The 21,061-nt window shown below is 48.4% G+C and carries 18 protein-coding genes and 1 pseudogene; 2 read left to right on the forward strand and 17 right to left on the reverse strand.

Annotation, left to right across the window (positions count from 1 at the left end; genetic code table 11):
- The 17 genes and pseudogenes from CFI03_RS16185 to CFI03_RS16265 form a co-directional block, all read right to left on the reverse strand.
- Complete coding sequence (locus tag CFI03_RS16185; RefSeq protein WP_248758016.1) at positions 1 to 1,641, reverse strand: extracellular solute-binding protein; 1,641 nt, start codon at positions 1,639 to 1,641, stop codon at positions 1 to 3.
- Positions 1,642 to 2,172: 531 nt separating this feature from the next.
- Entirely contained in the window at positions 2,173 to 3,450 is a 1,278-nt protein-coding gene (locus CFI03_RS16190) for an ABC transporter substrate-binding protein (protein WP_248758017.1), read from the reverse strand.
- Positions 3,451 to 3,473: 23 nt separating this feature from the next.
- Positions 3,474 to 5,081, reverse strand: coding sequence for a response regulator (locus tag CFI03_RS16195; RefSeq protein WP_248758018.1), 1,608 nt, complete (start codon positions 5,079 to 5,081; stop codon positions 3,474 to 3,476).
- Positions 5,082 to 5,096: 15 nt separating this feature from the next.
- Complete coding sequence (locus CFI03_RS16200; RefSeq protein ID WP_248758019.1) at positions 5,097 to 6,923, reverse strand: sensor histidine kinase; 1,827 nt, start codon at positions 6,921 to 6,923, stop codon at positions 5,097 to 5,099.
- A gap of 63 nt (positions 6,924 to 6,986) precedes the next feature.
- Positions 6,987 to 7,799 (reverse strand): carbohydrate ABC transporter permease, encoded by an 813-nt coding sequence (locus tag CFI03_RS16205; protein WP_015843665.1) that lies wholly within the window; start codon positions 7,797 to 7,799, stop codon positions 6,987 to 6,989.
- Between the two features lie 10 nt (positions 7,800 to 7,809).
- Entirely contained in the window at positions 7,810 to 8,718 is a 909-nt protein-coding gene (locus CFI03_RS16210) for a carbohydrate ABC transporter permease (protein WP_248758020.1), read from the reverse strand.
- A 97-nt stretch (positions 8,719 to 8,815) separates the two neighbouring features.
- Positions 8,816 to 10,123 carry an ABC transporter substrate-binding protein gene (locus CFI03_RS16215; protein WP_248758021.1) on the reverse strand — a complete coding sequence of 436 codons (1,308 nt, stop codon included), beginning with the start codon at positions 10,121 to 10,123 and terminating at the stop codon, positions 8,816 to 8,818.
- Between the two features lie 242 nt (positions 10,124 to 10,365).
- A complete protein-coding gene (gene sigJ / locus CFI03_RS16220) occupies positions 10,366 to 11,229 on the reverse strand; it encodes an RNA polymerase sigma factor SigJ (RefSeq protein WP_248758022.1) in 864 nt (287 codons plus the stop codon).
- Positions 11,207 to 12,511, reverse strand: a complete 1,305-nt coding sequence (locus CFI03_RS16225; protein ID WP_283094568.1) for a phytoene desaturase family protein — start codon at positions 12,509 to 12,511, stop codon at positions 11,207 to 11,209. Before CFI03_RS16225 ends, sigJ begins: the two co-directional genes overlap by 23 nt.
- Positions 12,512 to 12,614: 103 nt before the next feature.
- Positions 12,615 to 13,271: an HAD family hydrolase gene (locus CFI03_RS16230; RefSeq protein ID WP_248758023.1), complete on the reverse strand. Its 657-nt coding sequence runs from the start codon at positions 13,269 to 13,271 to the stop codon at positions 12,615 to 12,617.
- Between the two features lie 19 nt (positions 13,272 to 13,290).
- On the reverse strand, positions 13,291 to 13,767 hold the full coding sequence (locus tag CFI03_RS16235; RefSeq protein ID WP_248758024.1) for a GNAT family N-acetyltransferase: 477 nt from the start codon (positions 13,765 to 13,767) through the stop codon (positions 13,291 to 13,293).
- Between the two features lie 56 nt (positions 13,768 to 13,823).
- Positions 13,824 to 13,991 (reverse strand): annotated as a pseudogene (locus tag CFI03_RS16240) (NUDIX domain-containing protein); the annotation flags it as partial.
- 18 nt (positions 13,992 to 14,009) lie between these two features.
- Positions 14,010 to 14,366, reverse strand: coding sequence for a hypothetical protein (locus CFI03_RS16245; protein WP_248758025.1), 357 nt, complete (start codon positions 14,364 to 14,366; stop codon positions 14,010 to 14,012).
- A 307-nt stretch (positions 14,367 to 14,673) separates the two neighbouring features.
- Positions 14,674 to 15,159, reverse strand: a complete 486-nt coding sequence (locus CFI03_RS16250; RefSeq protein ID WP_248758026.1) for a hypothetical protein — start codon at positions 15,157 to 15,159, stop codon at positions 14,674 to 14,676.
- 361 nt (positions 15,160 to 15,520) lie between these two features.
- Entirely contained in the window at positions 15,521 to 17,398 is a 1,878-nt protein-coding gene (locus CFI03_RS16255) for an ABC transporter ATP-binding protein (protein WP_127496951.1), read from the reverse strand.
- Positions 17,395 to 19,122, reverse strand: a complete 1,728-nt coding sequence (locus CFI03_RS16260) for an ABC transporter ATP-binding protein (RefSeq protein ID WP_248758027.1) — start codon at positions 19,120 to 19,122, stop codon at positions 17,395 to 17,397. The genes CFI03_RS16255 and CFI03_RS16260 overlap by 4 nt, the downstream gene beginning before the upstream one ends.
- Positions 19,116 to 19,604 (reverse strand): MarR family winged helix-turn-helix transcriptional regulator, encoded by a 489-nt coding sequence (locus tag CFI03_RS16265; protein ID WP_248758028.1) that lies wholly within the window; start codon positions 19,602 to 19,604, stop codon positions 19,116 to 19,118. Before CFI03_RS16265 ends, CFI03_RS16260 begins: the two co-directional genes overlap by 7 nt.
- Positions 19,605 to 19,912: 308 nt before the next feature.
- Between CFI03_RS16265 and CFI03_RS16270 the strand changes: the two genes are divergently transcribed.
- Together CFI03_RS16270 and CFI03_RS16275 are read left to right on the forward strand one after the other, a co-directional pair.
- Complete coding sequence (locus CFI03_RS16270) at positions 19,913 to 20,401, forward strand: C40 family peptidase (protein WP_244935721.1); 489 nt, start codon at positions 19,913 to 19,915, stop codon at positions 20,399 to 20,401.
- Between the two features lie 107 nt (positions 20,402 to 20,508).
- Entirely contained in the window at positions 20,509 to 21,012 is a 504-nt protein-coding gene (locus CFI03_RS16275; protein ID WP_248758029.1) for a GNAT family N-acetyltransferase, read from the forward strand.
- Positions 21,013 to 21,061 lie beyond the last annotated feature (49 nt).

Genomic DNA, 21,061 nt, shown 5'->3' on the forward strand with positions numbered 1-21,061 from the left:
TTAACGGCTGTTGTAACGGTCAAGCGCCGCTTGCTGAATTTCGATCGCGCGATCCAGATTGAGCGATTTCATTTTGTCCACGTATTTGGCGAACGCATCGGCCGGCTCCGTGCCCAGGATGATCTTCAGAGACATTTCGTCCACCAGCGTGTTGATATCGTTCATAATGGCCGCGTACTCGGAAGCTTCTTCCGGCGATGGCGTGATTGGCGGCAGCTGGTATTTCGCCGCGTCCGTTTTCTGCCAGGCGGTTACCGCGTCGCGCTGCGACTGAAGAGCAAAGAATTGCTCGGCATAACGTTTGTCCTGAACGAACGGACCGTTGTAGCTGCCGCGCGTATAGAGCGAGATCGCTTGCGCCGGAGCCAGCTTGTCCGGATTCTTCAGCAGAAGATCGGTATAAGTCGGGTAGCCGTCCTTCATGTTGTAGCTGACGCCTTCCGTACCGAAGTTAAAGAACAAGCCTCCTTCTTCGCTATAACCATAGTCGAGCATTTTGACAGCGAGCTCAGGATCTTTCGCTTGCGTCGTGATCGCTACCGTACCTTCGGATGCGTAAGCGGTGTTATGCTGGCCGAATTTCGGCGTGTCGCCTTTCTTCAGTACCGGGTAAGGGGCGCCGATCAGAACGGCTTTTGGATCCTTCGCTTCAACAAGCGGCTGCCATTTGCCGATACCGCCGCCGGCATTGCCGATCGAAGCGCCCGTTGCGCCGGACGCAATGTTGCCGTCAACCGATTTGGTGTCCGCCGTTGCAATGTTCTTGTCGATCAGGCCTTTCGAATACCAGTCGCGGAACAGCTCCAGGTATTGCTTGTAGCCCTCTTGCTCCGGACCAAACACGACCTTGCCGTCTTCCTGGTAGAAGCCGCGCGTTACGCCAAACGCGCCCATAAAGGCACCGTTGCCGCCGTCGTTGAAGAAGCGCGGTTTGCTGTTGAACGTAAGCGGTGCAGCAGCGCCTTTCTTCTCTTTAAATGCGGTAAGCGCCGCTGTCCAGTCGTCGATCGTCTCAGGTACAGCCAGGCCAAGCTCATCCAGCCAGTCCTTGCGGATAATCGGGCCTTGGAAGACGCGCAGATATTCGTCGCCGCGGATGAACGGAAAGGCGTAATAGCTGCCGCTGTCCGTCTTCACCATTTTGTCGATGTCCGGGTTTTCCTGCAGATACTTTTTCAGGTTAGGCGCGTATTTATCGATCAGATCATTCAGCTTGACGATATAGCCATCCTGGATCGCTTTCTCCGGACCGCCCGGGAAGTCGCCGATGAAGTTATACTCCACCATATCCGGCAGCTTGCCGGATGCGAGCATCACGTTAAACGCTTCTTTTACTTGACCGGTTGGCGGCTCCGTAAATTCGAGCGGTACGCCGGTTTTCTTCTGCCATTCCTGGAAGAACGGAATATCCTTGTGGGATTCCTTTACGCCGATCAGCTGACCGTTAATCTCGCCCCAATACGAGAGCGTCTTATCCGTCTTAATCGGATACGTTGTTGCTTCCGCCGGCTGTTCCGCCGAGCTGTTGCCGTTATTGCCCGAGTTCGAGCTGCCGCCGTTCTTATCATTATTGGAAGAACACGCTGCAAGCATTGTTCCCAGCAAAGCGATGCTGAGCGAACCTGCTACCCATTTTTTCATGACCCTACCTCCGTTTAATTGTGTAGTGAAAATGGCTACATCCACAGAGTAAAGGAGCAGGAGGAGAGTCGATATGGGCAAAAGATGCAATCAAATGGGGATTTGAGAAGGGGGAATTGAGGATTTCGCCATTTAGATTGATGGTGGGAGTGATGATTTGTACAAAGCAATGGGAGAAATCGATAAAAAGATGTCGAGGATGTGGGGGGAATGGCAGAAATGTATCTCCTTCGGTCGCTGTTGCCATCGTGAAATTTTGAATCAACTCGTTTTCAACGAGATTTCACGACTGGCAAAGGCGAGCGTTCCACTCTTCAGGAGATACATTTCCTCTATTCCTCCCTTCTCTCGGGGGAGAGGAATAATAAAGGGCTAGAGATTCGGAATGTTTCCCGAAATCTCTAGCCCTTTTAAAACCGCATCGAATTAGTACTTTTTCATCCACAGACCGCCGGGACACGGAACGAAACCGCATTCGGTATAGAACGATGCGTGTTTGGGGTCGTAGGTCAAGGTTACGATCTCAAGGCCTCAGCTCGCTAACAGATCGTTTAACTTTTGCTCCAGATCAACGAGGCCTTTCTTGGGATCCTGTCGATTGGCAATAATATTCTGAAGCTCCTCCGACAGAACGGTGTACAGAGCGGAGTATTTGTCCGTATTGGGAGCCAGCTTCACATGACGCGACGATTCCAGGAATAGCTTGCGGTACGGGAGGTTCTGGTAGTGGGAGTCGTTCTGCACCGTACTGTTGGCAGGAACATGCCCCGCTTCCCCCCAGGTAAGGCTGCCGACTTCCGAGAAATAACGGATGAAAGCCATCGCCGCAAGCTGTTTCTCCTTCGTCACGTAGGTCGGAATAACCAAGGTATGCGAGCTGCCCCATTGCTTATTTCCGCCGAACAAGGACGGGAGCTCCGTAATTCCGCTCTGAAAGGACGAATCCTTCAGATGATGACCCGCTTCCCATATTCCTCCCATCCAGAATACGGCTTGGCCGTTATGAAAGGTATCCCAAGGCGTTTTATCGTTAAGGTCGCTTAGACCGCTGGCGAACAGCTTCTGGTAGAACCGGAGCACCTCCAGCGCCTTGTCGTTATTGATCGCCGCATGCTTCATATCGGAAGTGAGCAGCTCGCCCCCGGCTTCGTAATACATATCCAGAAACGGCTCCTGGAAAAAAGGCGTATTCACCGCAAGCGGCTGTACGCCGGGCAAACGGTTCTGAAGCAAAGTAAGGAAATCCATAAACTCCTGCGGCGTTAGACGGCGGAGCTTGGAAATAACCTCGTCCTCGTCCAATCCGGCTTTAGCCAGCAAATCCTTGTTGTAATACAGCATGTGAAAATGCGTATCGATCGGAACCGCATACGTCTCCCCGTTATACACGACGCTATTTCGGTTTGTTGACTCAATATGACTGAAATCTAATCCGGCAAGCTGCGCCAGCCCGTCGAGCGGAATAATCTGCTTCGCCTTCACAAAAGGAGATACCCGGTCCGCATGGGCAACGGCCACATCGGGGCCTTTCCCGAAAGATAATGCCGTGCTTAGCCGGACGTAATATTCATTGGATTCGAGACGAAGCTGCCGGACGACGATTCCCTGCTGGGACTCGTTAAAATCTTTGATGATTTGGCCAACGTAGTCTCCTTCTCCGCCGCCGAACGGATTCCAGAACAAGATTTCGACCGGTGCTTTGGCCGATTTACGGACCGGTGCTTCCGCTTTGTCCGAACCGTCGCATCCGACCAGCAATCCCATGCATGCCACCATAACGAACAACCATGCAGAAAGCTTTTTCCCCACACTTTCACCTTCCGCAGACATATTTATTGCCCTGTTTCAGAGCTTTCTTTATTCCCTTTATTCTCCTTGACCAAGCTTCTATATTCCGAAGGGGTTGCTCCCGTAATCTTCTTGAATACTTTCGAGAAATATTTCGGGTCCTGAATGCCAACCATCTGCCCGACGTCGGCAGCTTTCATCTCACCGGCCAGCAGCGCCTTTGCTTTCTCAATCCGTACTCTCGTTACGTATTCCAGAAAGCTTTCTCCGACTTCCTTTTTAAACAGATTCGCAAAATAATTTTTGCTCAAATGAACCAAATGACTAATGGACTGCAAGGATATTTCCTGCTGGTAATGCTGTTGAATGTACTGCGTTGCTTTTATTATACTGTTCCGGTCACTGTTATAAATGCGGATCATATGCTCAAGAAGCTCCGCGAAGGCTTGGAGGAACCAGTCGCGGCTTTGCTCAATCGTCTCCAGCTTCGATAATTGGTCGAAATACTGTTTTTTCAATTGGACCACCTGCTGCTGGTCATGGGAGACATCCGGCCATATCGCCGTTAGAATCATAATCAATTCAAGGGAGATGAGCTGCACCAGATCCGGATCCTGCCGCCTGCCCAACTGATCGAATAAGCCGTTCACATAATCGTGAAGCTCCTTGGACTGCAGCCCATACAGCAAAGTATGAATATGGGATTGGCTTACCTTGATTGGCGCGCCGTCTGCTTCCTTGGCCCCGGCAAGCTCCGAATACGAGATCGCTTTCCCGATCCCGGCGAACATGCTTTGCTTGGCAGCCGCCAAAGCCTCGCCGTATGCCTTGCTTAGCTCCGTCCACTCGCTTACTCTTCCGCTTAAGCCAATCGTACACGCAAGTCCGTAAACCTGCGATAGATGGGAGATGCTCCGTTCCGCCAGCTGCTTGATCCCTTCCGAATTGACCGCCTCATGCTGCGGAACCGGAAGCAGGACGTTAATTTCCCCTTGTTTATCCGCAAACACAACAAAGCTTCGATCGCTTCCGATCTGTTCGAACGTTTCATGAATGACCTGCTGCTTCTCGAACAGCCCGCAGTCTCTCGTGTGAATAAGCGTGTACAGGAGATAGGCAGGCAGATGCAGGCCATTAAGCTCCGCTTCCTCCGGAATCGAACCGGCTTCACCTTCTTCCGGGCGGCTTCCTTCAATCAATCCCAGCAGCAGCTTTTCCTTCCGTGCCGGTTCAACAATAGACGCCTTTGTATGGGTTCCGGGATCCGACTCGGCCGTATCCAATGAAGCTTTAACGTTCATTAATGCTTTTTCGAAATCCCTTGGCATCATATCCGACTTGATCATATACTCCGAAACTCCGTAACGAATGGCTTTTTGGGCATATTGGAACTCTTCCAGATTGCTTAAAATAATCACTTTCATCGTAAATCCGCTGCTCCGGACTTCCTCAATGAGCTGAATCCCGTCCATAACCGGCATCTTGATATCCGTGATCAGAATATCGGGAGGTTCCCGGCGAATGAGCTCCAGTGCCTCTTTTCCGTTGGCGGCTTCGCCCGTTACTTCCAATCCTACTTTCTCCCAATCGATCATAGAGCGAATACCGTAGCGCACGATAAACTCATCCTCAACAATCATCACTCGGTACATCTGCCATAATCTCTCCTATTCCAAATACGGAAGCTTGATCGTAATCGTTGTTCCCGCTTCCGGTTCGCTTGCAATATCGATACCGTACGTTTTGCCGCTAATGAGCTTGATCCGTTCGTCCACATTCGCGAGCCCGATTCCTCCCGTCTTGCCGCCCTGCTCCTGATTCCGGAGAAGACTCCTTGCATAAGCCGGATCCATCCCTTTCCCGTTGTCGGCAATCTGAAAGCGTATACCTCCGTCCGGGCTTCTGGTACAGGAAATATCGATTTGACCCTCTTGCTCCGAATCGGAAAAAGCATGCAGGATCGCATTTTCGACAATCGGCTGGAGGATCAGCTTAGGGGTCTGCAGATGACGAACACCGTCTTCCACATAGACCTCCGTTTTGATTTTATAATTAAACCGGAATTTCTGGATTCCCAGATAACATTGCACATGCTCGATTTCCTCTTCAACGGTGACCGTCTCTTTCCCTTTATCCAAGCTGATCCGCAATAAACGGGACAGCAGGCTGACCATCTCCGCGGCGTTATTCGCCTTCTGGATAAGGGCGGTCCATTTGATAATATCGAGTGTATTATACAGGAAATGAGGATTGATCTGCGCTTGCAAAGCTTTTAGTTCCGCTGTTCTTTTCTGATTTTGCTCCTCGTACACCGTCTTCAGCAGCTCATCAATCCGGGCAACCATGTAATTGAAATTATTGCCCAATATATCAAATTCATCGCTATGCTTCTTGACCCGGAACCGAACCGTCAAATCCCCCGACATGACCTGTCTCATGAGCCGGATCATTTTCAGAATCGGATTGCTGATCGAATTTGCAAGAAAAATGGCCGTTATAATGGAGAACACGATACAGAGCAGCGCAATAATCCATATCGTCCGCAGCAGACGGTCGGAATCCTGATACAGAATCGATTCGGAGATGACGTTCACGACTATCCAGTCATTGGTGTGAAGCTTCTTGTAATTCACAATCAGCTTCTTCCCTTGTTCCTTAATAGGAAAGCGGTATTCCTCCAGGCCGGAATGAACGATCTGATTATAACCTTGTTCCCCGAGTACTTCTTTTAGATTTTTCCCGATCATGTCATTCTCGCCATAAGAAACAATCTGGCCTTGACCGTCGATCACGAAGCTTTGAATATCCCGGTTGTTGTTGGTTAAGCTTGAACCAAGCTCCTTCAGCACCTCGCCGCGGATATCCAGTACCGCTATAATCCCAACCGGACTATCGTCCGAAGTTTTGTAAATCTGCTTGGAGAGCGAGAAGACATGGACGTTTTGCGTGTTCAAGCTGTCTACATACGTATTAAGCCGAGTGGGAAACCATCTAAAATTGCTTCCGTCCTCAAGCGTATCCAAGAAACCGCTTACCTCTTCGGGCGTGCGGTTCTTCCATCGATAAATTCCTTTTAAATAATGATCCTTGGAAATAAACGATATGGATTGAATGTCCTGATTAATCGCAATAATCGTGGAAAGCTTTGTCGTGAGCGACAAGCTGTCGATATCGTAAGGCTTAGCCGGGCTTGTCTTATCCAGATCCCGCAGCATCCGGATAATCTCGCCGTTATTCACGACCTGCATCATCAGGTCTTTATAGATGCCCAGACGGGTATCGATGTTATCCGCCGTCTGCTTGAGCAGCTGCTCCGAATACTCCGTTACCTTTTCGTTAATTGTCGATTTGGAGAGAGAATACGAGATCGTCCCCATCACGATTAACGGTGTCAGGGAAAATAGAAATAAGAGCAGCATCCATTTATAGCGTATGCTGCTCTTCCATATATTCATCGAGGGCAAAAACCTTGCCCAGCCGGATTGTTTTCTCATTGTACCTCGCTGCTCCTGCCGGACATGCCGTTATTATTGGCAAACGTCTTCCCGATCATTTCATTAGCCCTTCACGCCGGACATCGCCACCCCTTGCACAATATGGCGCTGTAGAATGGCAAAGACCAGAATCGTTGGAATAGCCGCAATGCCGCTTGCCGTCATAATCATATTTAAAGACATATTATTATTCGATAAAAACGTAGGCAGTCCTGCCGACAATATCATATTTTCTTCCGAGGTAATCGTCAGATACGGCCAGAGGAAATTATTCCAGGATAAAATCAGAAAGAATATGCCCACCGATACCATCGCCGATTTCGTCAGCGGCAGGCAGATGTTCCACCAGATCCGAAAGGTCCCGCTTCCGTCAATTTGAGCGGCTTCGATATAATCCTTCGGAACGCCGTCCATAAATTGCTTGAGAAGAAGAATGCCAATCGGATTCGTAAGCCCGGGGAGTATAATAGCCCACTTATTATCGATCAGATTCAGATGCAGCGTCGTTTCGTATAACGGAATCAGAATCGCTTCGGTCGGAATAAGAAGTCCCGAGGTAATGAGGACAAATAAAAAACCTTTGCTTTTAAAAGGCATTTTGGAGAAAGAATACGCAGCCAGGGAGCTGAGCAGTATGGATAACAGCGTCGTAATGACGCCGATAACCGTGCTATTCCAGGTCCATCTGAGAATCTCGGAGCCGGTAATCACTTTCTTGTAATTGCTGAACGTCAAATCCGCGAAATGAACCCAATCGGACATGGCATATACATTCGTACCGTCCGGCTTCAAGGAGACAAGCAGCATCCAGATGAGCGGGAACACGAAAAGAACCGCCAGTACCGTTGCAATGATGTTAAGAGCCCACTTGTTCATGTTAATCCCCTCAATCCTTTCGATCCGTAAGTATAAATTGAATGACCGCAATGAGCAGCATGATGACGCAAAATACGATAGACTGCGCGGAGGCAAGACCAAACATATCTTTCTTGAAGCCCGTCACGTAAATATAACGGATCATCGTGTTCGTGGAGTCCCCCGGACCGCCGCCGGTCATAATCTGAACTTGACCGAACAATTTCAAGCAGCTGATGACCTGATAGAAGACTTGAATCTTCATGACTCTGGACAATCCCGGTATCGTAATATGCCAGAATTTGCTCCATGTTCCAGCCCCGTCGATCGTAGCTGCTTCATAATGATCCTGGGGAATTTCCTGAAGACCCGCCAGGAACAGCACCATAACGAATCCAACCGTCCACCAGTCGGTCGCAATCGTAATCGCCCACCATACGAACCGGTGATCCGTCAGCCAATTGATGTCCTGAGGCAAGCCAAGTAATCCCAGCAGGCCGTTGACCGGACCGTTCTTCGGATCAAACAGCTTCAGCCAAATAAAGCTGATTACCGAAACCGACAACACATAAGGAAGGAAATAAACGGAACGAATCAAGGTTCTCAGCCAGATGCGCTGATTAATAATGAGCGCCAGAATCAGCCCCAATATGAGTACCGTCGGAGCACAGATGAGTACAAAATAAAACGAATTCCATAAATATTTGTAGAAATCGCTATTTTCGAAAATTCGTTTATAATTGTCGAGCGCCACGTACCGCTGCATCCCTTGAATATTCCAGACATGCAGGCTGATCCAGGTGCCGCGCAGGACGGGCCACAAATAGAATAAGGCGAACGGGATCAAAAAGGGAACAATATACAGGATCGCTTTCAGCTCGGCTTTTGCTCGGTTGCCCGATACTCTTTTCTTGCGCAGTTCAATCGGTTTGGTATCCATATGTGTTTCTCCCTGCTTCTCTACGTCATTCATTTATCAAGAGTGGGCCAGGCAGTAATAACGCCGTTCCTGCCCAGCCTCCCCTTCAAGAACTATATTAGTTAGCCAAAATCTCGTTAATCTGCTTCTCCAAATCCTTCAAGCCGTCTTCCGCCGATTCGTTATGGAAAATGATGTTTTGCAGCGATTCGGCAATCGTCGTAATGATCGTCGTATAGTTATCGGTTTGCGGCGCGAATTTGACGGTCTTCTGCGCTTCGATAAAGAACTGGCGATAGGGCAGCTTATTGTATTCTTCGCTTGCCGTCACCTTGCTGTTCGCAGGCACGTGACCCGCATTACCCCAAGTCTGGCCGCCCACTTCGGAGAAGTATTTCATGAACTTGGCAGCAGCTTCTTGCTTCTCGGCAGAAACATATGACGGAATGACAAGCGTATGCGAGCTGCCCCAATGCGTCTGGCTTCCGAAAATCGCAGGCAATGGCATAGCGCCGATATGTTTCGAAGCATCTCCAAGCAGCACTCCTGCTTCCCATACCCCGCCAAACCAGAAGGCGGCTTTGCCGTTGCTAAACGTATCCCAAGGATTCTTGTCGTTAATATCCGCGTACTGCTTGGTATAAATATCATCGTAGAATTTCAATACGCTTAGTGCCTTGTCGTTGTTGATAGCCGCTTTCTTCAAATCCGGCGAGAGAATATCGCCACCGGCTTCATAGTACATATTGAGGAAAGGCTCTTGGAAATAAGGCGTGTTAACGGCCATCGCCTGCACATCCGGAACGGCTGTTTTAATTTGAGCTAACGTATTCAAATAACCTTCTGGACTTACATCATCGAGTTTAGGAGTCTCATCCTCATTTAAGAGATTCGCTTTTTTGAGAATGTCCTTATTGTAGTAGAGCATATGGAAGTGAGTGTCGAGCGGTACCGCGTAAGGCTTGCCTTCATAAGTAACGCTTGTTATATTCGATTCGCTGATCTGTCCAAGATCAAACCCGACTTTGCTTGCCAGCTCGTCAACCGGCACAATTTGCTTCGCTTTTACAAAAGGAGAAATCCGGTCGACGTGGGCTACGGCTACATCCGGTCCCTTGGAAGAGGAAAGCGCCGTGCCCAGCTTCGCGTAATATTCGTTCGATTCCAGACGCAGCTGCTTCACGATCACCTCTTGCTGCGAATCGTTAAATCCTTTAATAATCTGATCGACGAAATCCCCTTCGCCGCCGCCGAACATATTCCAGAATGTAATTTCTACCGGACTGCCGCTCTTGCCGCCAGCGTTTCCGGCATTCGTTTTGTTATCCGCGTTACCGCCGCCGTTGGACGAAGAACATCCCGTTACGGCTAGCGCAAGCGCCACTCCGGCGGTCAGCATCATTCCAGCTTTCTTCTTTGCTCTCATGTTTCGACTACCCCTCTCTTATTGGAGAAAGCGCTTCACGAAAAATGTAAGTGCTTTCTTTAATCCTTACTTTATCGCGTTTGCTTCTCCAGCCAAACCGATAAAACGCTCTATTTAGGGATACAAAAATAAGGTCTGCTAGGAGGGACGGGTAGACGATCTTACGATTGGTGTCAAAATGAAAGAAAAAAAGACCCTATCCCCAAAAAATCGGAGATGAGGGTCAATGCAACAAAAACTCACTATAGATGACGCAGCTTTTCCGGATTGGCGACCGCATAAATCGCTTCGATCTTATGATCCCGATAAGCAAAAGAATAAACATATTGAATCCCTTCATCCAAATGAAGCCGGATTCCGGGGAGCCCATTCACCATGAGGAACGAATACGTAATCTTACCCGCATGCAGGTTGATCGAATGTTGATGCAGCTTCAGCACTTGCTCAAATCCGACAACTGGCACTTGCGCCGCTCTTACTTTGCCTCCGCCGTCCGAGTAGAGCACAACATTTTCACTAACCAGTTCAAGAAGCTTCGTTGTATTTCCTTGCAAGAGCGAGTTCACGAACTCTCTAATCTTCTCCTCTGCAACGGAAACCGACGGTTGCTGGTCCGGTTCGAAATGGATGCTTTTTTTGGCGCGGTGGAAAATTTGCCTGCAATTCGTACTGCTTTTCCCGACAATATCGGCAATCTCTTCAAACGAATAATGAAAAATCTCCCGAAGAAGAAAAACCGCCCTTTCCGTTGCGCTCAGTTGCTGCAGAAGCAGAAGATAAGCCGTGGAGATCGACTCGGACCGCAAATACTTATGGGATGGGTCGTTGTCAGAAGTCCCTTTATCAATCAGGGGCTCCGGAAGCCATGGACCAACGTACATTTCCCGTTTTTTGGCAGACGAGCGCAACAGATCTAGACAACGATTCGTGACGATTTTATATAGGAATGCCCTTTCGTTTCGGATGGTCCCTGCATCAGACAGCCCGTTATAGCTTAAAAAAGCATCTTGTACGATATCTTCCGCATCCATGACGCTGCCAAGCATCCGATACGCTAACGAAAACAGCTCCGTTTTATAACGTTTATATAACTCCTCTATGCTCATAAAAGGCATTCCTCTCCTTACCCTCAAGGGAGAGCATGTATTGTACGGCTCTTTTGGCGCTTGCCGTCGCGGCATCGGCTAATACTTCACCGTGCGACGCCCATTCTCCCGCTACATATAATCCTTGTATTTCCGGGACAGCGGGTCCGGGATTCTCAAGACGTTTCATATGCATAAAGTCGTGACAAACCGTCATTTTTGGAAGGTATTGCTTCACAACCAATTGTTCCCGCCATCCCGGCTGCATCAAATCCAGCACGCCTTCCAGCTCTTGCAAATCTTTATCCGGGTCCGATTCTTTCCCTTGGTACTTAATGAGAGATATGACCTGCGCTCCATCGTCGCTTAGATAAGCCGCACGCGAATAATTGCTAAAAAGCACCGTCTGATCAATCCCGTAAGCAAATTGTTGTTTAGGCTCGGGAAGCCGCTTCAAGGCCACATCCAGGCAAGCCGCGGTGACCTCAATCGCTTGTTCTTTCCAGGTATGAAGGGCGGTTTTTTCAGCAAAGGGCACCAACTCATTGGCGATGGAAGGCGCTGTGGCAAGAATAACATGCTGCGTATCGATTGTCGTTCCGTCCGCACAAAGAACTTGCCGCACGATCCCGCCACGGGTATCGATGGATGCGACTTTGGTATTCGTTAAAAACCTTACGCCTAGACCGGATGCCTTTGTCCGCAATTCCTCGATCAATTCGCCCCAGCCACGATCCAGGTACAATGCGCCTTTAAGGGCATTCTGCAGCTGCTTCAACACAGGACCGGCGGCTGGCAAATCCGGCCCGACCACATAACTGGCGGCACGAAATAGCGAATAAAAGATATTGCGCACCATAGGATCCTGCAAATTCCCTTCTACCCATTCGCGGATGCTGATCCGGTCGAATTGACGAGTATCCGCTTTTTTAACTTTCATAAGACAGGAAGCAAACTCCATCTTTCCTTGCCAGGACAATAGCGGGGTCGTAAACAAGGATTTCATATCCGAAGGCAAGGGGCTCGCTTTCCCTTTCCAAACGCCATAAGCGAACGATGAAGGCCGTTTTCCTTGCAAGGTCAGTCCCAGTTCCCTGAAAGTCGCATACGCATCCCCCTGATACAAGGCATGCGCGCCTAGATTAAAGTAAGCACCTTTTTTCTTGTTGGTAACGGCTCGACCGCCCAATCGGCTCTGTTTTTCAATGACCACCGTTTGTTTCCCGGCTTTGGCTGCGTAAATAGCAGCGGTTAAACCCGCAATTCCTCCTCCAACCACAACCACGTCAACCTTTTGCATCATTCATCATCCCCTCGCAAATTTTACCTGTATGACGGGCAAGGGATGTGATATGTGACAAATACGCAAAAAAAATTTAAAGCTAAATGGATCGTTTTAACCTGCATTAAAATATAAATTTGACTAGTTCATCCAATTCATGAATAATACCATCCGCCTCAACATTGGGAGAAAAGGTGGAATTATACTTCCACACGGCTTTCATGCCAACCGCACGGCTGCCTCTTATATCGCTGTCCGGATGGTCGCCAACAAAAAGCGCATCCTCCGCCTTCACGCCAAGCTTGTAGAGCGCCCGCTCAAAAATAGCCGGATTCGGCTTGCGAAGCCCTTCCCATTCCGATATAAGGATCTCGTCAAAAAATGGGCTAATGCCTAGTGCTTTGAAATTATCATATTGAAACTGGCCGTAGCCGTTTGAAATTAAGGCGATTTTGGTTCCGTAGCTTTTTAAAGAGGAGAGCATCTGAATGAGATGGGGGAACCCGACGCAATGCTTTTGAAACGACTGCAAATAATCCTCTAACAGCTCTTCCCAGCGCAAGCCTGGAATTTGGAATTCTGCCAGCAGCTGCTCATACACCTTATCCTTCCATACATAGCCATGCTGATCGAGCTCAATGAACCGCTTCGTAAAAACATCCTTCGGCGCCTTCTGAAACGCCGGATAACGTTCATATTGATCATCGATAAATAAAGCCAAAGAGGCATCACGGTCGAGCAACGTTCCGTCCAGATCAAAGAGTACGGCTTTAAACCGCATGTTACCCCTCCCGAATAGATTAGTTCATGATCAGCTTGAAAAGCTGCCTGCTTCCGCCTTCCGGTCCATTCGGAACAGGCTCCTCTTGAGGCTCAAATCCAAACTTTTCGTACAGCCTTCTTGCCGGAAGTCCGCCATTCGTATCTTCGCCAAACGTAACAACCGATACCTCCGCCGGGGATTGAAAATGTTCAAGGACATGCTTCATAAGCGCGGAGGCCACCCCTTTGTTTCTTGCTTGTTCAGATACTGCCAGCCAGCCGATTTTATAGGAGGGAGCATTTTTCGTTGAGATGAGGATCCCGCCAAGCAGCTGTCCCCCGGGGAAACCGTCATTCTCCCGTATGCAAAAAGCCCTGCCCTCGCGGATATTCCGTTCAAGCGTTTGAACAAACAAAGGATCATCAACCATAGGTCCAAACAGCTCTTCCACCTCAGCAGCCAATACTAACCACTGCTTTATATCTTCTTTCTCTGCGTTTACGACTTTCACCATTCATACTCCTGTTCCTTATTTTCGCGTTGGATCAAATGAAAACAAAGAGTAATGGGAATTTCCTCGAGACATTCTCTTATTACCGCTTGCCTCAAACTCTCGGAATGCTCTTGCCCCCCGCCGGGACATAAGTAAAAGAGCCCAGCATCATCCTTATTAACGGTCAATAAAATTTTCTCGTCCTCCATAATAATAGCTTTTGCTGAGTTTCGAATAGGCTTCATTTCTTGTTTCTCGCTCCTCTATTTATCTTGTTCCAGTACGGTAATCTCTTTAGCCGTAAATTCTCTTTTTCCATTTTTCACATTCTGAGGTTTCACGGGAACGATCCGAACTACATCTTCGGTAGTCAGCTCCGGCAGCTTTATAGGCTCGCCTCGTTCGTTCTTAATGACTGTATCCTCATCTATATGTACACGGCATAAGTATCCGATATCATTAACTTGGTTTTTGCCCTTAGTTACTTCAGCCGAGCAATTAACCATTAATCCATTTGTTTCGATTGTGTCTATACGATCTTCAAACACCTTAATCTTCCCGCATGCGGCCAGAAAGCAACAAAAACAAACAACAAGCAGGATACGATATATTTTCTTCAATGTATTTCCCGCCTTCCGTTACCTTATATTAATTCTCCCGAAGAACGGATGTAACTATTTTATATCCAAAGATACACACAAGAACAAAGCCGATGGTTCCCAACATTTTATGGAGAAGACCATCAAGGATGTCTCCCCCGCTTAAAGCATTCAATAGATCGCTAACAATAAAAATATGCGGCTGAGGTAGTATCATTAGAATTACCCCAACGATAAACCCAATAAATAGATTTATGGTTCTTGACATGCCTACACTCCTTCTCCCCATCTAATAATCTCTTCGGCTACGGCTTGAGGCACCTTATCCTCATTCGTTAAAAAGTCGGAAAGCGGTTTTTTTCGCTTCTAGCTCCTCCATCCCGACGTGATTTCTTTCCAATTCTGCAGTCTTTTGAAGCTCACGAATGGAAGGTAGCGTTCCATTTGGTGCGATTGTTATTTTTAATAAAGTCCATTTAGGAAAAAGCTTATGATATAGAGATTTGGTAGTCACTGTCATATATACATGAAGCGGCTTTACCCCCACCCTGCTAACCAAATAACCTATTTGTTCTGAACCTCCTTGAAAATCCGTTACAGATTCAACTACTGCGTCAGTCGGCAATTCAAGAAGATATTCCGTTGTTGGTTCGTCTAATGAGAGAGCCATAATATTCGCTTGATTATGTTCTTGAATAATGTGCTCCAATTGTTTCTTCAATGCATGCTGTGGCGACAATGGTCCAAAACGAAGATACAGATACGCGCCTCCCATTAAAAATAAAATAACAATGGAAATAAAGGTTTTTCTCACATGATGTACCCCCGCATTTCATTTTCCTATCTTTGGAATTATCTATTAAGACGTCATGCGATAACATTTGTTGCGCATCTTCTGATCTAGAAAAAACAAAAAGAGAAAGCGCAGCTAACGCGCTTTCTCTTTTTCCCGCCCTCCCCACAAATAGCCATTAAGGGGAGACTAATTGTGGGCTTGTATGGTTTAAGGTTGGAGGGGGATGGAGGGTTTGTATCTCTGGAGGAGCGTAGCGTTCGCCTTTGCCATTCGTGAAATCTCGTTGAAAACGAGTTGATTCAGAATTTCACGATGGCAACAGCGGCCGGAAGAGATACAAACCCGTAATCCCTTGCTTTGCTATCCCTTGCCTTTAAAACTAAACAGCCTCAATCGCCTTCCCCGTAAACTGGCTATTATACAAATCCGCATAGAATCCGCCCTGCTCCAGAAGCTCCTCATGCGTACCCTGCTCGATAATCGAGCCTTGGTTCATGACAAGAATCAGGTCTGCATCGCGGATCGTCGACAGACGGTGCGCGATAACGAAGCTTGTGCGGCCTTCCATCAGATGGCCCATCGCCTTCTGGATGTAGACCTCTGTACGAGTATCGACGCTGGAGGTCGCCTCGTCGAGAATGAGAATAGACGGATCCGCAAGAATTGCCCGGGCAATAGTGAGCAGTTGCTTTTGCCCTTGCGAGATATTGGACGCCTCTTCGTTCAGAATCGTGTCGTAACCGTCCGGCAGCGTCCGGATGAAATGATCGGCATGAGCCGCTTTCGCTGCGTTAACGACATCCTCCTCCGTCGCCCCTTCCCGTCCATACGCGATATTGTCGCGAATGGTGCCGTTAAAAAGCCAGGTGTCCTGAAGCACCATTCCGAACATGCCGCGCAAATTGCTGCGCTTCAAATCCGTAATATTGACGCCGTCAATCGTAATTTTCCCGTCATTCAGCTCATAGAACCGCATAAGCAGGTTTACGAGAGTTGTTTTACCGGCACCTGTTGGACCTACGATCGCCACCGTCTGACCAGGCAGCACATTGATGTTCATGTTATCGATTAGAGTTTTATCCGCTGTATAACCGAATTTCACATGGTCAAAATGCACGGAACCGCTCGGACGAGTGATTGTTTTCGCCGGATTTGCTTCCAGTACTTCCTCTTCCTCGTCCAGAAGCTCAAAAACGCGTTCCGCTGATGCGATTGTCGACTGAATAACGTTCGAAATCGTAGCCAGCTGCGTGATTGGCCAAGTGAACTGTCTGGTGTACTGAATGAAGGCCAGGATATCCCCGACTTCAATCGCGCGTCTCGTAACAAGGATACCGCCAACGATGCTGACAAACACGTAACCGATATTTCCGATAAAGCTCATGATCGGCATAATAATGCCGGAGATGAATTGGGCGCGCCAGCCGGCATCGTACAATTGCTCATTCATCTTCTCGAACTTTTCCATGGATTCGCGTTCGCGGCCAAAAGCTTTTACGATCTTGTGACCGGTATACATCTCTTCCACGTGGCCGTTTAATTTACCAAGCTCCGCTTGCTGCTTCACGAAATATTTCTGCGAACGCTTAGCGATAACAGCCGTCGCTAGCAAGCTGATCGGAATCGTCAGGAAGACGATCAACGTCATCAGCGGGCTGATGGTGAGCATCATAATGATAATACCAACCAGCGTAATAACGGATGTAATCAGCTGCGTTAAGCTTTGCTGCAGCGTGTTGGCGATATTGTCCACGTCGTTAACGACCCGGCTTAATATTTCGCCATTGGATTTGGAGTCGAAATATTTCAGCGGCAGCCGGTTGAACTTCGCGTTCACCTGCTTGCGCAGATCGTATACGGTATTCTGGGCTACGCCCGCCATCAAATACTGCTGGATATAGCTGAACACCGAGCTGATGATATAGAGAACGACGAGAATAAGCAGAATCTGATTAATCGCGTCAAAATCGATTCCCGCCCCGCCATTTTGTTTACCAAAAAAGCCTTCGGCCAGCTTAGTCATCGCATGACCCATAATTTTCGGGCTTACGATGCTGAATACCGTACTCAAAATCGCGGTAAGCAGCACCAGCAGAAGCTTGGTTTGATGCGGCTTCAGATACGCCATTAACCGGAACAGTGTTCCTTTAAAGTTTTTCGCCTTTTGCACCGGCATCCCGAATCCGCCGGGACCGCCCATGCCCGGGCCTCTGCCAGGTCCGCCTGGAGGGCGTCCGTTTCCTTTTTGCTGGCTCATGCAATCTCCTCCTCTGACAGCTGCGACGACACGATTTCCTTGTAGACCTCGCAAGTTTGCATAAGCTCCTTATGGTTGCCGATCCCCGCAATACGTCCTTCATCAAGGACGATAATCCGGTCCGCATCCATAACCGTACTTACGCGCTGCGCGACAAGCATAACCGTGGAGTTGCCTACCTCAGACTTCAATGCCGCACGAAGCTTGGCATCCGTCTTGAAGTCCAGTGCCGAGAAGCTGTCGTCGAACACGTAAATTTCCGGCCTTCTCACCAATGCCCTCGCAATGGACAAGCGCTGCTTCTGACCGCCGGACACGTTATTGCCGCCTTGCGCGATCATGGAATCGTAACCCTGCTCCATCCGGCCGATAAACTCGGAAGCTTGCGCAATAGCAGCGGCATGAGCGACTTCCTCATCTGTTGCATCCTCCTGGCCGTAACGGATATTTTCCGCTACCGTCCCCGTGAAGAGAACCGCCTTTTGCGGAACAAAGCCGATCTTATGGCGGAGATCCTCCTGGCTCATATCTCTGACGTCCATGCCGTCAATCATAATCTGACCCGCATCTACATCATAGAAACGCGGAATCAAGCTGACGAGCGTGGATTTACCCGCACCGGTACCGCCAATGATGGCGGTGATTTCGCCAGGGCCAGCCTGGAACGAAATATCCGACAACGCAGGCTGTTCCGCGCCCGGATAGCTGAATGACACTCCGCGGAATTCCAAATAGCCTTCTTTGCCGCTGTTTTTCTTCGTTACCTCTTTATCGGACAGCGTTGGTATCATTTCGAGCACTTCATTGATACGGACAGACGATGCCTGCGCGCGCGGAATCATAATCAGCATCATCGACATCATCAGAAGCGAGAACATGATTTGCATGCCGTATTGAATAAAAGCCATCAGGGAACCGATTTGCATATTCCCGTGATCAATTCGGATACCGCCGATCGCGATAATGACAATCGTTGAAATGTTCATGATCAGCATCATCAGCGGCATAAGAATCGCCATAATTTTGTTTACGCGCACCGCCGTATCGGTCAGATCGGCGTTCGCCGCATCGAATTTCTTACTCTCATGGCTGATCCGGTCAAACGAACGGATAACGCGGATACCCGTAAGGCCTTCGCGCAGCACCAGGTTCAATTTATCGATCTTCACCTGCATCGCTTTGAACAGCGGAATCCCTTTACGCACGACCAGGAAGATCGCGCCTGCCAGCACCGGTATAACGACTACAAATACAAGCGACAGCTTGGCATCCTTCGAGATGGCCATAATAATGCCGCCGATACACATCATAGGCGCGGTAATCATCATCCGCAAAATCATGATAAGCACTTGCTGTACCTGCGTAATATCGTTTGTTGTGCGGGTAATCAGCGAAGCTGTGCCAATCTTGTCGAACTCCTGCAGCGAGAAGTTCTCGACATGCTTGAACACTTTACTGCGGACATCCCGTCCAAAGCCCATTGCGGATTTCGAGGAGAAATAGCTGGCCAATACGGAGCAGATCCCGCCCGCAGCCGCAACCAGCAGCATGAAGCCGCCGATTTTCCAAATATAAGACTTGTCGCCTACAGATACGCCTTTATCCACGATATCGGCCATCAAGGTTGGCAAATATAAATCAGACAAGGTCTGCAAAAAGACAAAGACCAAAACACCAATCACCAAAAACCGAAACGGCTTTAAATAGCGGAATAATTTCAACATTTATTAACATCATCTCCATTTGAATCGTTCAGATTCATTTGTTCGAAATAAGTCGTCGTCTGCCGGAGCAGACGAATTAATTGCTCCGTGTCATCGTCGCCCAGAAAATCAACAAGACCGTTCATCCGCTGCATAAAGCCTTGCAGCGCCTTTTTGGCGGTTAATTCGCCTTCTTCGGTCAAGGACACGCGGACCGCTCTTCTGTCTCTCGGATCCTCTTTGCGGACTATAAGCTCCATCTCTTCGAGCCGGTTAAGCAGCTGCGTGACGGTTGGTGACGTCACCTTCAGAAACTTGCTCAAATCGGATACTTTGACCCCTTCATCTTCCCCATTGCCCATACGCTTGATTACGACTAAAAGCCGCAGCTCGCTATGCTTCTGCTTCAGATCCATCGGCTGATGGTTCCAGTTCATCTTGTTGAACAGCATAAATACTTCAATTAGTCTTCGTGCTGCGGTCTCTTCTCCACCGCCGGCCATTTGATCACCTCACCCTTTAAATATGTAAGCCACTAATTATTTTAGTACTATTAATAATAGGCTACCTAATTATATTTCACTCCCCTATTACTCGTCAATTAGAAGCGACTTTTTATGAGGAGACTTTTCTGAGAGCGTTTCTAAAGAGATTCTCATTTATTTCTCATAAAGATCTCTTTCTTTACAATTCATTGATCTTTCGCTCTAATTGTAAAATTTTGTGCTGTTTCGGATATGTTATAGTAATTTCAGCGAAAGATGGAATCTGTATTCGAATGAACTTCCAAACGAAAGGAAACCATACTACCATGAAAAACACATTTAAATCCCTCAAAAAAATAATGACATTTAGCCTGGTTGCAACCATTGCTGCATCAGCTTTCACTCTTGCCACTACAACGAATCACGCAAACGCTGCAACGGAAAAAACGCTGGCCTTGATCAGCGAAGGTAAAAATTACTTAGGCGTACCTTACAAATACGGTGCCCCAGTCGGAATTACATATGCTTTTGACTGCTCGTCCTTTACGAAATTCATGTTCGCCGGCCTTGATGTTAACCTGCCTCGCACAGCAGCGGAGCAAGCGACTGTCGGAAAAAAAGTGCCAAAAACGGAACTGAGCACGGGTGATCTTGTATTCTTCCGTACGAACGGCATCAGCATCAGCCACGTGGCCATCTATGCCGGATCGAAAAAAATTCTTCACAGCTCCACTAGCCAAGGCGTTACCGTATCCGACATGTCCAGCTCCTACTGGTCCGGCAAATACGTAACTGCACGCCGTGTCGTTAACTAAATTCTAACTTGCACAATGGTTGAGCCAACAAGCTCAGCCATTTTTTTATTACAGGAAGGAAAGCTTCCCTCTCCTATGGAATTTCAATCCGTAATGGAGGTGACACTGTGGAAATTAGGATTTTGACCGAAGCCGATGCACAAGCTTACCATGAGCTTCGTCTGCAATCCCTGCTTGAAAGTCCCGAAGCGTTCCTTACCACCTACGAGATCCAGGTCGTAAGATCGCTTGCCGAGATCGCAGGTGGGCTGAAGCCGGATGAAGGGCGGTTCACGTTAGGAGCGTTTCTTGCAGGCAAGCTGGTTGGCATGGTTACATTCGTGAGAGAAAGTAAACCGAAACTATTCCACAAAGGGAATATCTACGCGATGTATGTCGCTCCGGAGGCGCGCGGTCAAGGAACTGGCAAGCGGCTGGTTACGGAGCTAATCCGTAAAGCCTCGACAATGGATGGACTCGAACAGATTAATTTAACCGTTATTTCGGAAAATGCTGCGGCAAAAGCGCTGTATGCCAGCTGCGGATTCGAGGTATTTGGCATTGAACGGAATGCCATGAAATCGCAAGGCCAGTATTGGGATGAAGAAGATATGGTGCTGAGGCTGAAGTAAGTGCAGCTGCGGCAATAAGAAAGAGGTTGTTCCCCGGGGAACAACCTCT

This window comes from Paenibacillus sp. ATY16, from assembly GCF_003399985.2.
GTDB classification, from domain to species: domain Bacteria; phylum Bacillota; class Bacilli; order Paenibacillales; family Paenibacillaceae; genus Pristimantibacillus; species Pristimantibacillus glycanilyticus.